At 30.0% G+C, this 12,530-nt stretch carries 16 protein-coding genes; 5 read left to right on the top strand and 11 right to left on the bottom strand.

Translation table 11 applies throughout. The annotated features are described in order from the left end of the window. Positions 1-26: 26 nt before the first annotated feature. Both folP and OD91_RS05215 read right to left on the bottom strand, forming a co-directional pair. Positions 27-848, bottom strand: a complete 822-nt coding sequence (gene folP, locus OD91_RS05220) for a dihydropteroate synthase (protein WP_144895331.1) — start codon at positions 846-848, stop codon at positions 27-29. Continuing rightward, positions 848-1,429, bottom strand: a complete 582-nt coding sequence (locus tag OD91_RS05215) for a TIGR00730 family Rossman fold protein (protein WP_144895330.1) — start codon at positions 1,427-1,429, stop codon at positions 848-850. The genes folP and OD91_RS05215 overlap by 1 nt, the downstream gene beginning before the upstream one ends. A gap of 84 nt (positions 1,430-1,513) precedes the next feature. Between OD91_RS05215 and OD91_RS05210 the strand changes: the two genes are divergently transcribed. From OD91_RS05210 to OD91_RS05195, 4 genes are all read left to right on the top strand, one after another. After that, the gene (locus OD91_RS05210) at positions 1,514-2,047 is read left to right on the top strand and encodes a DUF1599 domain-containing protein (RefSeq protein ID WP_144895329.1); all 534 of its coding nucleotides are present in this window, start codon (positions 1,514-1,516) and stop codon (positions 2,045-2,047) included. A 162-nt stretch (positions 2,048-2,209) separates the two neighbouring features. Further along, positions 2,210-3,172 (top strand): BT_3928 family protein, encoded by a 963-nt coding sequence (locus tag OD91_RS05205; protein ID WP_144895328.1) that lies wholly within the window; start codon positions 2,210-2,212, stop codon positions 3,170-3,172. Continuing rightward, positions 3,172-3,543 carry a fluoride efflux transporter CrcB gene (gene crcB / locus OD91_RS05200; protein ID WP_144895327.1) on the top strand — a complete coding sequence of 124 codons (372 nt, stop codon included), beginning with the start codon at positions 3,172-3,174 and terminating at the stop codon, positions 3,541-3,543. The genes OD91_RS05205 and crcB overlap by 1 nt, the downstream gene beginning before the upstream one ends. A gap of 69 nt (positions 3,544-3,612) precedes the next feature. Beyond that, entirely contained in the window at positions 3,613-4,317 is a 705-nt protein-coding gene (locus tag OD91_RS05195) for a crotonase/enoyl-CoA hydratase family protein (protein ID WP_144895326.1), read from the top strand. On the opposite strand, the gene OD91_RS05190 is transcribed toward OD91_RS05195, so the two are convergent. The 6 genes from OD91_RS05190 to OD91_RS05165 all read right to left on the bottom strand — a co-directional run bounded on the left by OD91_RS05190 (position 4,304) and on the right by OD91_RS05165 (position 8,885). Next, positions 4,304-4,918: a DUF1684 domain-containing protein gene (locus tag OD91_RS05190; protein ID WP_144895325.1), complete on the bottom strand. Its 615-nt coding sequence runs from the start codon at positions 4,916-4,918 to the stop codon at positions 4,304-4,306. The two genes, OD91_RS05195 and OD91_RS05190, sit on opposite strands and share 14 nt — an antisense overlap. 2 nt (positions 4,919-4,920) lie before the next feature. Further along, complete coding sequence (locus OD91_RS05185; protein ID WP_144895324.1) at positions 4,921-5,457, bottom strand: DUF4252 domain-containing protein; 537 nt, start codon at positions 5,455-5,457, stop codon at positions 4,921-4,923. A 20-nt stretch (positions 5,458-5,477) separates the two neighbouring features. Next, positions 5,478-5,903: a hypothetical protein gene (locus OD91_RS05180; RefSeq protein ID WP_144895323.1), complete on the bottom strand. Its 426-nt coding sequence runs from the start codon at positions 5,901-5,903 to the stop codon at positions 5,478-5,480. Between the two features lie 46 nt (positions 5,904-5,949). Next, positions 5,950-6,657 carry a hypothetical protein gene (locus tag OD91_RS05175; protein WP_144895322.1) on the bottom strand — a complete coding sequence of 236 codons (708 nt, stop codon included), beginning with the start codon at positions 6,655-6,657 and terminating at the stop codon, positions 5,950-5,952. An 18-nt stretch (positions 6,658-6,675) separates the two neighbouring features. Continuing rightward, positions 6,676-7,338 (bottom strand): hypothetical protein, encoded by a 663-nt coding sequence (locus tag OD91_RS05170; protein WP_144895321.1) that lies wholly within the window; start codon positions 7,336-7,338, stop codon positions 6,676-6,678. A 113-nt stretch (positions 7,339-7,451) separates the two neighbouring features. After that, positions 7,452-8,885: a sodium:solute symporter gene (locus tag OD91_RS05165; RefSeq protein ID WP_144895320.1), complete on the bottom strand. Its 1,434-nt coding sequence runs from the start codon at positions 8,883-8,885 to the stop codon at positions 7,452-7,454. A 102-nt stretch (positions 8,886-8,987) separates the two neighbouring features. Here OD91_RS05165 and recR point away from each other — a divergent pair, with 102 nt between their 5' ends. Then, positions 8,988-9,605: a recombination mediator RecR gene (recR, locus tag OD91_RS05160; RefSeq protein ID WP_144895319.1), complete on the top strand. Its 618-nt coding sequence runs from the start codon at positions 8,988-8,990 to the stop codon at positions 9,603-9,605. A gap of 8 nt (positions 9,606-9,613) precedes the next feature. Here the strand turns inward: recR and OD91_RS05155 are convergent, their stop codons facing one another. Genes OD91_RS05155 through hemH form a run of 3 tightly spaced genes read right to left on the bottom strand, consistent with a single transcriptional unit; the run spans position 9,614 to position 12,526 of the window. Then, positions 9,614-10,834: a TCR/Tet family MFS transporter gene (locus OD91_RS05155; protein WP_144895318.1), complete on the bottom strand. Its 1,221-nt coding sequence runs from the start codon at positions 10,832-10,834 to the stop codon at positions 9,614-9,616. A gap of 8 nt (positions 10,835-10,842) precedes the next feature. Next, positions 10,843-11,433: a CopD family protein gene (locus OD91_RS05150; RefSeq protein ID WP_144895317.1), complete on the bottom strand. Its 591-nt coding sequence runs from the start codon at positions 11,431-11,433 to the stop codon at positions 10,843-10,845. A 43-nt stretch (positions 11,434-11,476) separates the two neighbouring features. Continuing rightward, the gene (gene hemH / locus OD91_RS05145; RefSeq protein ID WP_144895316.1) at positions 11,477-12,526 is read right to left on the bottom strand and encodes a ferrochelatase; all 1,050 of its coding nucleotides are present in this window, start codon (positions 12,524-12,526) and stop codon (positions 11,477-11,479) included. Positions 12,527-12,530 lie beyond the last annotated feature (4 nt).

Genomic DNA, 12,530 nt, shown 5'->3' with positions numbered 1-12,530 from the left:
TGATGTTTGCGTAAAAATACTAAATATTATTTTAGCTGCTCAACAATTTTAATTGCTTCCATAGCTTCTTTCACGTCATGAACACGTAATATGTTAGCGCCACTTAATAATGCAATAGTATTGGCAGAAGTAGTCGCGTTAAGAGCTTCTTGTGCAGAAATATCTAAGGTTTTATACAGCATAGATTTTCTAGATATTCCTGCTAAAATGGGTGCATCTAAATTTTTGAAGAGTGCTAAGTTTTTAAGCAATTCAAAATTATGTTCTATGGTTTTTCCAAAACCAAAACCAACATCAATAATAACATCATTCAATTTTAATTGACGAAGTTTATAGAGTTGTTCAGTAAAAAAAGAAATAAGTTCTGTAGTTGCATTTTTGTATTCAGGGTTTCTTTGCATGTTTTGTGGTGTACCCAACATATGCATTAAAATATACGGAACTTGTAATTCTGCAACAGTTGTAAACATGTTGTTATCCATTTTTCCGCCAGAAATATCATTGATAATTGCTGCGCCTATATTTATAGTTTCTTTAGCAACGTTACTTCTAAAGGTATCCACAGAAATAATAATGTCTGGAAAACTTTTAATCAGTAATTCAATAATCGGAACAATTCTTTTTAGCTCTTCATCTTCAGAAATATGTGTAGCTCCTGGTCTAGAAGAGTATGCGCCAACATCTATAAATGTTGCACCTTCGGTTAACATCTTTTCAGTTTGTTTAAGGATGTCTTTATTGTTCTTATAACTACCGCCATCAAAAAAAGAGTCGGGAGTAATATTTAGAATCCCCATTACTTTAGGAAAAGATAGATCAATAAATTTTCCGTTACAATTTATGGTCATTAGCTAACAACTTTGTTAATTATTGAAGTGATTTTAGGTGCTTTATAAGTGTTCATTTTTAGCATTAATCCATCTACAGTTGAATCTACTAAAAGCATTTCTCTGTTTTTTTGTTTTAAATACCCTTCTTCAACCATTTTATCTAATTGTTGTAAAGTAGCGTCAAAAAAATCATTAATATTTAGAAGTCCAATCGGTTTTTGTTCAATGTGTAATTGTCCTAATGTTAAGGCTTCAAAAAGTTCATCTAAAGTTCCAAAACCACCAGGAAGTGTAATGTATCCATCCACTAATTTACTCATAATCACTTTGCGTTCACTCATGTTTTTGCACACAACCATTTCTTCAACACCAGTATGAATAACTTCTTCCTTTTCCAAAAGCTTCGGAATTACACCAATGACATCTCCATTTTGAGCAAGAATTGTATCCGCTAAAGTGCCCATCATTCCAATTTTACCACCGCCATAAACTAAAGCGATATTGTTTTTTGCAAAGTGATTTCCTAATGTTATTGCAGCATTTTTATAGATAGGATTAAACCCTAAGCTAGATCCACAAAAAACAACTATTTTTTTCATTAGAAGGATTGATAAATTCACAGTAAAAATAAATGAAATGCGTTGAAGTTTTACTATTTTTACACAAATACTTTTTACTAAAAAATGCAAAAAACAAAAGAACAATACGATGCTGTAATAAAAGCATGTAGGAGTTTATTTATAAAAAAAATGTCTGATTATGGTTCTGCTTGGCGAATTTTACGCTTACCATCTTTAACCGATCAGATATTTATTAAAGCACAAAGAATCCGTCAATTGCAAGAAAATGAAGTTAGAAAAGTTGATGAAGGAGAAAAGTCTGAATTTATCGGTATTATAAATTATTCTATTATGGCGTTAATTCAGTTAGAATTAGGTGTTGTAGAAAACCCTGATTTATCTACAGAAGAGGCAACAAAATTATACGACAAGCATAGTAAGATTACCAAAGAATTAATGTTAAATAAGAATCATGATTATGGTGAAGCATGGAGAGATATGCGTGTTTCTAGTTTAACAGATTTAATTATTCAAAAACTATTGCGTGTAAAGCAAATAGAAGATAATAAGGGGAAAACTATAGTTTCTGAAGGAATTGATGCTAATTACCAAGATATGATTAATTATGCTGTTTTTGCTATGATTCATTTAGATTAACAGAATGAATAAAATTATTTTTTATGCAATTTGTTTTATAGCAATACTTTGTGGAGTGTTCTTTGCATTTTTTGATAATTATTCTTTAGCTATTACTATTTTTTTGATATCTATAGCTGTTCTTTTTTTAGACATTTTAATAATATTAATAAATAAATATAAATGAAAATACTAGTTCAAATCGCAAGAATTATAGTAGGTGGCTTATTCATTTTTTCTGGTTTTGTAAAATTGGTTGATCCTATAGGTTCTCAATACAAATTTCAAGAATATTTTTCTGAAACAGTTTTAGATATAGAGTTTTTAATACCCTATGCTTTGCCATTTGCTATTCTTTTAATTGTAGCAGAAATTGTGTTAGGATTTGCAATTTTGGTTGGTTGGAGATCCAAATTAACAGTTTGGAGCTTACTAATTTTAATCATTGTTTTCTTATTTCTAACTTGGTATTCTGCTTATTATAATAAAGTTACAGATTGTGGCTGCTTTGGTGATGCAATAAAATTATCACCTTGGGAATCCTTTTATAAAGATGTTATTTTAACAATTTTAATAGTCTTTTTAACCTTTAGAATTTCAGATATTAAACCAATTTTCTCAAAGAGTTTTGCAACTATTATAACGTATCTTTCACTGTTTGTTTCCTTATACATTACGTATCATGTACTAACTCATCTACCTATAATAGATTTTAGAGCGTATGCTGTTGGTAAAAATATTAATGAAGGAATGGAGTATAAGAACGATGGTAAAATTCCGCCTGTACATGATTTTTCTTTAGAAGATTCTCAAAACGATTTAGCTCCAGAATTATTAGCAAAAGAAAAAGTGATGTTAATAATTGTATATAATCTAGGAAAATCTGATGTTGAAGGATTTCCTAAAATCAATGAGGTTGCTAATAAAGCCAAACAGAAAGGATATACTGTTTATGGTGTTTCCGCTTCTTTTTCGGACGATTTGTTACTTGCACAAGAAAAACATAACTTATCTTTTGAATTCCTTTTCTGTGATGAAACCACTTTAAAAACAATGATTAGAGGAAATCCAGGAATTATGATTTTGAATAAAGGAACTGTTACACAAAAATACAATTGGATTGATGCTGATAAAATAACGTATTAATGAAACAACTATTATTAGTTTTTGTTGGAGGTGGATTTGGAAGTGCACTTCGTTTTCTAGTCGGAAAATGGTTAACCAATGCTAATGGAGGTTTTCCTTACGGAACATTTACAGTAAATATTCTAGGAAGTTTATTAATAGGGATTATCTTAGGAATGGCAGCAAAAAATGAAACACTTTCTCAAGGATCAACCTTGCTGCTAGCAACAGGTTTTTGTGGAGGTTTTACTACATTTTCAACCTTTGCTTATGAGAATCATCAGTTATTAAAGACAGGAGATTTCGCAACATTTGCAATCTATACCATTGCAAGTTTTGCAGTAGGATTTTTAGCAGTTTTTACAGGAATGTATTTGGTTAAATTTATATAAACGTCATTTCGAGTGAATTTATGAAGGATGAATAAATTTTTATAGAGAACACATAATTAAGATAACATAATGAACGAAGCAGTAAAATATCAGTCAGAAGAAAATTATGCAATAATTACCATTAATAACGGAAAAGCAAACGCTATTTCTCATGAAGTTATTGAGGGATTAAATACTAGTTTTGACAAAGCTGAAGAAGATAATAAAGTTGTGATTTTAACTGGGCAACCTAGGATTTTTTCTGCTGGATTTGATTTGAAAGTGATGACAAAATCGCCTGAATCTGCAAAAGAATTAGTCACAAAAGGTTCTCTACTTTCATTGAGAATGTTGTCTTTTCCAAAACCAATTATCATAGCATGCTCTGGTCATGCAATTGCTAAAGGTGCTTTTTTATTACTGTCTTCAGATTATAGAATAGGGGTAGAAGGTGAGTTTAAAATCGGTTTAAATGAAGTGATGATTGGAATGACGATGCATCATGCTGGAATTGCTATTGCTAAATCTCGATTATCAGAAGTGTATTTAAACAGGTGTGTGAATAATGCTGAAATCTTTAACCCTAAGGATGCGATAAAAGCAGGTTTCTTTGATATTATTGTACCAGAAAACCATTTGTTACCCACTGCAATTAAAGTAGCAGAAATGTCTGCTAAGTTAAACAGAAAAGCACATGCAGAAACAAAATTAAAAGTTAGAAAACCACATTTAGATGCTTTAGAAAAAGCAATTGAATTAGATAGCGCTGGTAATATTTCTATTAATGCTTCTTAAAAACCTTAATTCCTGCGTTAATCTCAATGTCTAAATGATTTTTTCTTGGCGTTAACGGACAAGAGTAACGATCGCTATAAGCACAATAAGGATTGTATGTGTTGTTAAAGTTTAAGGCAACAGTACCGTCTTTATTAATATCAGAAATCATTACATCCATATAACGTCCACCACCATAAGAATCTTCTCCTGAAGTGTCATCCGTAAAAGGTAAAAACAAATAATCTTCATATTCTTCACTGGCTAAATTACTTTGACTTTGATAAATGGTAAGTTGTAATTCTTTTCCATTAATTATAAAATTTAATACCCCATATTTTTTATATAATGGTTTTCTATCAGTAGTAGTAGCCATTTCAAAAATAGGAGCATCAACAATTTTAGTAAAGGTAGCATTTACAATAAAGGTTGAATCTATTGGAAAGAATTCTAAACCTTTAAAGTTTTTTAAATCTTTCTTATCTAAAGGTGATTTCGAAGCATCTTTAAACCTACTATTTTCTTTCTGTTGATATTCGGTTTCTCCGACCAAAGCTCTTTTGTCTTGAGAATTACAAGAAATGCATACAGTTAAGAAGCATAATAAATATATCTTTTTCATGATTAATTATTTGGATTAAATCCAGGTATTAAAGGTGTAGATTGATAATTCTGAATGAGCTTATTTGATAAATTTTCAAATTGATTGGTTTCTGATAATGATTTAATACGATTAGGGTCAAACCTTCCTTTTAAATAGAAAGCAGTCGTTTTTTCTAAGGTTGAATTAAAAATGATGGCTTGGGTTACAACATCACCATCTTCTTTTACAGAAACTATTTTGGTTTTTTCTAAGGTATTTTTTCTTAAGACATCAGTAAATTTATTTGCTGTAACTGCATTTATTTCTGTAATTAATTCAGTTTGTTTCATTTTTGAAATATCATTAAAAGTGATGAATTTAAAATCTCTTACATTTCCAAAAAGCGTATTAATTTCTGGAGAGATAGTTCTCACTAAGGCGCGCATAAAATTTGGAACCTGAAAAGCGGTTACGCCAATATCATTTTTATGTTGATTAAAAAAAGATTGAAAACTTCGTCCGCTTCCGCAAGAAAATAAAACACAGCAAGCGATTATAATAAATGATTTTTTGTACATGATTTAGATTTCCGATAAATTTAATCAAAAATATATCGAATACCAACTGAATTACGAATTCCAGATTTACCATTTAGTTCAGAAAAATGATAGGCAGTTTCTACAACTAATCCAAAATTTCGTAATTCTTTAAAAGGTGTGATTTCTATTTGTAAAGGTAAAAAAGCACTCTCGTAAAAAGGAAGGAATTTCGAATGAAACGGAAACGTTGTTATTCCAGCTCCAAAATTAAGATTATAATCTTCTTTGTTGATGATTTTATAGAGTATGCTTAAATTTACACCAAATTCACTGTTTAAATTATCGTTAGCACTTAGTTCAACTTGAAAATTATCTGTAAAAGCATAATTTAATCCAATTTTGGCATCAAAATACCCTGTAATTTTTAATTGGCTAAACGTAGTGGTTGATGTAAGTAGTAGTATTAAAATAATTCTTTTTTTCATACTGATTTATATACTTGTCTGTTAAATAGAAATGTATAAAGTTTAATTAATTCCCCAAAAAACCACCTAAATTTCCTGCTAGTAAGGAATGTACAGTTGCCTTACCTCCTTTGTTGTAAGTTATTTGTGGCCATGTAGAATAATTTACTTGAAGATAGTTGTCAGAAATTGTTGAAATTTTATTACCATTAGGATGAACATACATTTTAAGCAATCCACCTGCATATTTACTTTTGTCTTTTAAATATGGGTGGAATTCATTTATATATTCTTTAATAAACTTATTAGAAGTTTTTTTATTTCTAAGTAACTTTGAAAATTCATACGCAATATGGTTTTTAATTGGAGATTTTTCTGATAAGATATCTGCTCCATTTTTATTTAAAACAATTACAGAAGCAATTTTTTTATTTAAACTCATTCCTCCAAAAGATGCTATTGTAAATTTACTATCTATATGGTCAAATAAAGAGATGTTTTCCCAAATTAATATTGGTTCATTAGTGTTTTTTATATAAGTTTTGGTATTCCATTTACCAAACTTATCATAAAGTACTTTTTGTATATCAGTAGGTTCTTTGATGTAATTTGTTCCGAAAACTAATTCATTTAGTATTTGTTTTCCTCCTTCAGTTTTAGATGTAAACTGATTTATATAGAAGTTTTCGTTTACATTTTGTGCAATTTCTTTTTTAGCAGAACATGAAGAAATCATGATTGATAAAATAACAAGGTAAGAGATCTTTTTTTTCATAATGATTAATTAAAATTATTAATAGTTTGTATTTTCATTAATGTTAAATCCGTAGTTGTCATATGTGTAAACTATAGTTTTAGCAGGTAAGTCAAAATTTCCTTTTCTAGCGTTTATATAATCAAATCTCTTATAATTAGTTCCGTAAACATAGATTGATTTATCTTTTATATTAGGGTGAAACTCACTTAAGTAAATATTTAAAAATTCATTACTCGATTTTTTATTTCTTAGCAGCTTAGAAAACTCATAAGCTACTTGGTTTCTAATCGGTGATTTTTCAGATAAGATATCTGCTCTGTTTTTATTTAAAATGATAACTGAAGCCACTTTTTTATTTAAACTTATTCCTCCATAAGATGCTATAGTAAATTTACTATCTAGATGGTCAAATAAAGAGATGTTTTCCCAAATTAATATTGGTTCATTAGTGTTTTTTATATAAGTTTTGGTATTCCATTTGCCGAATTTATCATAGAGTGCTTTTTGTATATCTGTAGGTTTTTTAATGTAATTTGTTCCAAAAACTAATTCATTTAGTATTTGTTTTTCTCCATCAATTTTAGAAATAAATTGACTTATGTGAAAATTTTCATTAAAATTTTGAGCAATTTCTTTTTTAGCAGAACATGAAGAAATCATGATTGATAAAATAACAAGGTAAGTGACATTTCTTTTCATAGTTTTTGCTTTTGTTAATTATTTCTTAAAATATCTGCAAGAATTATGCCATTTTTTTAAAGCTATCACATAACTTTATTATTGAAGTTTTATGCCAAGATTAAGTTTATCTATTATTTCTTTTTAATCAAATATAATCCAATAAAAGTAAGTAAGCCATTCAATACTAGAATGAAAAATTCAAAATCAAACCCAAAAGATGCTTTAGTGAATTCATTTATTCCGAATGAAATAAAAGGAGAAAGGATACATATTAAAGGAACCAGTTTGTCTTTTACGTTTAGTTTTGTAAACAATCCAAAAGCATATAAGCCTAATAAAGGACCATAAGTGTATCCTGCAAATGTGAAGATTTTTGCTATCACACTTTCATCAGCAATAAAGTATTTAAATATTAAAATAGTAGCTATTAAAACAAAAGAAAATAATACATGAATCTTTTTTCTTGACTTTTCTTGTTGTGCTTTGTCTTCTTTTTTATCAATTTCTAAAATATCAATACTAAAAGAAGTGGTAAGAGACGTTAAAGCAGAATCTGCACTAGAATACGCAGCAGCAATCAATCCTAATAAAAAGAATAAAGCAGCAGATAATCCTAAATACCCTTTACCAGCAATGGTTGGAAATAATAAATCTTTATGAGCATCGATTCCGTTTTTTTGAGCGTAATCGGTTAATAAAATACCTAGTGCTAAGAAGAAAAAGTTAACAACTACCAAAACGATAGTAAACCAAAACATGTTTTTTTGCGCATCTTTTAAATTTCTGCATGTCAAGTTTTTTTGCATCATATCTTGATCTAAGCCTGTCATAACTACTGCTATAAAAGCACCAGCAAAAAATCGTTTCCAAAAGTAATTTCCAGTTTTCCAGTCATCAAAAAAGAAGGTTTTAGATAATTCGCTATCGGCTACATAAGAAAATAAATTACTGATTTGTAATTCGCCAGAAATAGTATAAATACAAACTCCTACGGCGATTAACATAAATAAGGTTTGTAAGGTGTCTGTCCAAACAATCGTTTTTATTCCTCCTTTAAAAGTATATAGCCAAATCAGTAAAATAGTAATCGTAACGGTTGCCCAAAACGGAATTCCATACGCGTCAAACAATAATAATTGTAAGACGTTTGCGACTAAAAATAATCGAAAAGCAGCACCAATTGTTCTTGATAATAAGAAAAATGAGGCGCCAGTTTTATAAGAATAATTTCCAAAACGGTCTTGTAAATAGGTGTAAATAGAAGTTAAATTCAATCTGTAATAGAGTGGGAGTAGCACCAAGCCGATAATTGCATATCCAACAATATACCCCAAAACCATTTGCATATAACTCATACTTTGTGCTTCTACCCAACCAGGAACAGAAATAAATGTGACACCAGAAAGTGATGCGCCAATCATTCCGAAAGCCACTAAATACCAAGGCGACGAGTTGTTTGCTTTAAAGAAAGTTTCGTTATTAGCAGATTTTCCAGTGATGTAAGAAATGAATATCAACACTGCGAAATAGCCAATGATTAAAAATAAAACATGAAGTGGTTGCATGGGTGAATTACTAATTTGGAATTATGAATTACGAATATAAGTTTTTTAAAATTTTAATTGAAAATTAATAAATCGTAATTCATAATTAGTAATTTTACATTCATGGATTTCTCATCTAGATTATTAGAAAACGCAGTAAATGAAGTGTCTCGTTTACCTGGAATTGGAAAACGAACTGCCCTGCGTTTAGTGCTGCATTTGCTAAAACAACCGAAAGAAAATACAGGTTATTTATCGGAAGCATTGTTGCATTTAAGAAATGATGTAAAGTCATGTGAGAAATGTCATAATATTTCTGATACTGTTCTGTGTGATATTTGTAATAGCCCGAAAAGAAACCCAGAAATTGTTTGTGTAGTGGAGGATATCCGTGATGTAATGGCTATTGAAAGTACGCTACAATTTAAAGGATTGTACCATGTTTTAGGAGGTAAAATTTCACCAATCGAAGGAATTGGTCCACAAAATTTAGAAATAGAGTCTTTAGTAAATAAAGTTTCAAACGGAGAAATTAAAGAACTCATTTTTGCTTTAAGTTCAACAATGGAGGGTGATACTACCAACTTTTATATCTATAAACAAATAGAGCAATTTGATATTACTACATCAACTATTGCCCGTGGAATTTCTGTGGGTGATGAATTAGAATATGCTGATGAAGTTACTTTAGGTAGATCAATCGTTAATAGAATTCCTTTTGAAAATAGTTTGAAGGCTTAGCTAATATATTATTTGGTTGAGGATTTCCTAATTGAATAATAAGCAATAATCGCACTAATCAACATTAAAATCCCACCCAATAAGAAAGGTGCGCCACCAAATTTAAAAGGAGCCTCATTATGAGTGAAGTAATAGAATATTCCTGTCATTAAAGGTGGGCCAACAATTGCTGAAGCGCTCATTAAACTGGCTAAGGTACCTTGAATTTCGCCTTGTTCATTTGCAGGAAGTTGATTCGAAATTACTGCTTGCAATGCAGGACCAGCAATTCCACCTAAACAGTACGGAATTAAAAAAGCAAACATCATCCAGCTTTCTGTAGCAAAAGCAAATAAGAACATTCCTAAACTATATAAAAAGAAACCTGAGTAAATACTTTTTTCGTTTCCTAACTTAGGGTTTACCCAACGTATTAAAACACCTTGCACTAAAGCAACCATTAATCCAATCATCCCCAACGATAATCCAACCATTTTTTCATCCCAATTAAATTGATACATGGTAAAATAACTCCAATTACTATGTACAGCATGTGATGCCGTATATAAAATAAACATAGCGATTACTAAACCTATTAATTTAGGATGTTTTTTTAAGCGTAAAAAACTTCCAATCGGATTTGCTCTTTTAATATCAAAAGCCCTTCTGTTTTCTTTTGATAAAGATTCTGGTAAAATAAAATAACCATATAAAAAGTTGATGAAACATAAAATGGCAGTTGCATAAAACGGAACTCTAGCTCCATATTGACCAAGTAATCCGCCAATAACTGGTCCAATAATAAAGCCTAAACCAAATGCAGCGCCAATCATTCCAAAGTTTTTAGCTCTATTTTCTGGAGTACTAATATCTGCAATATATGCGGATGCAGTAGTAATACTTGCGCCAGTAATTCCAGCAATTACTCTACCGATAAATAACCAAGTAATTGTGGGTGCAAATGCTAATAAAATATAATCTAATGTAAAAGCAAAGAGTGAAATTAAGATAATTGGTCTTCTCCCAAACTTGTCGCTAAGATTACCAATTAAAGGTGCAAATATAAATTGAGTAATAGCATACGCAAACGTTAACCAACCACCAATTTTAGCAGCTTCGCTGATGTCACCATCAATTAATTGTTCTATTAATGCTGGAATAACGGGAATAATAATTCCCCAGCCAATCACATCAATTAGCATGGTAATAAAGATAAAACCTAATGCCGCTTGCTTTTTGTTTTTGCTCATTAAAGGTGTTAGTTTTTATTCTTTTTATCTTCTTTTAATAATTCTTTTTCATGTTTGTCCCAACTTTTTTGTTCTCTAATTCTTTTATATAGTTTGATACTTAACATCATGATAATTCCAAAAATGATGATTCCTACAACACCCCAAATCCAATTTATGGCACTTTGTAACGTAACTAAAAATACAATAGCAAATAAAATAATAGTTGCAATTTCATTAAACATTCTCAGTTTTAAAGCAGAATATTTTACAATATCTTTTTGTAGCTGGCTAAATATTCTGTGACAAGAATAATGGTAAAAATATAAAGCTAAAACAAAGGCAAGCTTAACATGCATCCAAGGCATTTCTAAAAAAACAGGATTTTTATAGAGCATCCAAAAAGCAAAAATACTTGCTAAAATTGCAGAAGGCCACGTAATAATATACCACAAGCGTTTACTCATCAATTTATATTGAGTTTGCAAAATGTCTTTTGCAGGTTGTTCTTTTTTTTCTGCTTCTACATGATAAATAAACAAACGAACAATATAAAATAACCCAGCAAACCAAGTAATTACAAAAATGATGTGTAGTGACTTTACGTATAAAAAATCCATAATATTCAGTTATCAGTTATCAGTTATCAGTTATCAGTTATTGTTAATTGTTTACAGATAATTGTTCATTGTTAAACTCATTAATCCATCCAGTTAAAACATTTACCCATTCATTATTATCATTGATACAAGGAACTGTATAAAACTCTTCGCCGCCAGCTTCTAAAAATTCATGTTTTCCTTCCATGGCAATTTCTTCTAAAGTTTCTAAACAATCAGAAACAAAAGCGGGTGTAACGATGGCAAGTTTTTTAATGCCTTCTTTTTCGGCTTTTTTTACAATAGTTCTATCCGTATAAGGTTGTAGCCAAGGGTCAACTCCTAAGCGAGATTGAAACGATGTAGAAACTTTTTCTTTATCCCAACCCAATTCTGCAATCACATTTTTTGTAGTTTCAAAGCACTGATGTTTGTAACAAAACTCATGTGCTTTAGAAGGTGTGTTGCAGCAACTTGCTTCGCCAGCAATTTCTGGTTTGCAATGAGATTTAGTAATATCTGATTTTCTTATATGACGTTCTGGAACTCCATGATAGGAAAACAAAACATGATCATAATCTTTATCAGCTAAATATTCTTTTATACTGTTAGATAAAGCTTTGATGTATTCTGGTTTTTTATAAAAAGCAGGAACATCAGTGATTTTCATGTCAGGAAAAAACTCTTTTTGTAATTCCTCCGCTAAAACAACAATCGTTTCCGTTGTAGCCATTGCAAATTGCGGATATAAAGGGATAAGTTGTAAATCTCTTACACCTTTATCATACAACTCTTGCATTCCTTTTTTTAACGACATACTTCCGTAACGCATTGCTAATCCAACCGGAATATCAGTTTTAGCTTGTACTTTTTCTTGTAATCTTTCTGATAAAACAATTAACGGAGAACCATCTTTCCACCAAATTTTTTGATAGGCTGCTGCCGATTTTTTTGGTCTTGTATTTAATATGATTCCTTTTACTAAAAAAGAACGAAACCAATAAGGAACGTCAATAACGCGTTCGTCCATTAAAAATTCGCCTAAATATTTTTTTACATCTTTTGGATCTGTACTATCTGGTGATCCTAAGTTTACTAATAAAACTCCTTTCATATTT

Source organism: Lutibacter sp. Hel_I_33_5 (assembly GCF_007827455.1).
Taxonomy (GTDB): Bacteria; Bacteroidota; Bacteroidia; order Flavobacteriales; family Flavobacteriaceae; genus Polaribacter.
Note: the sequence above shows the minus strand (reverse complement) of the source record. Positions and strands in the feature narration are given on the sequence as shown.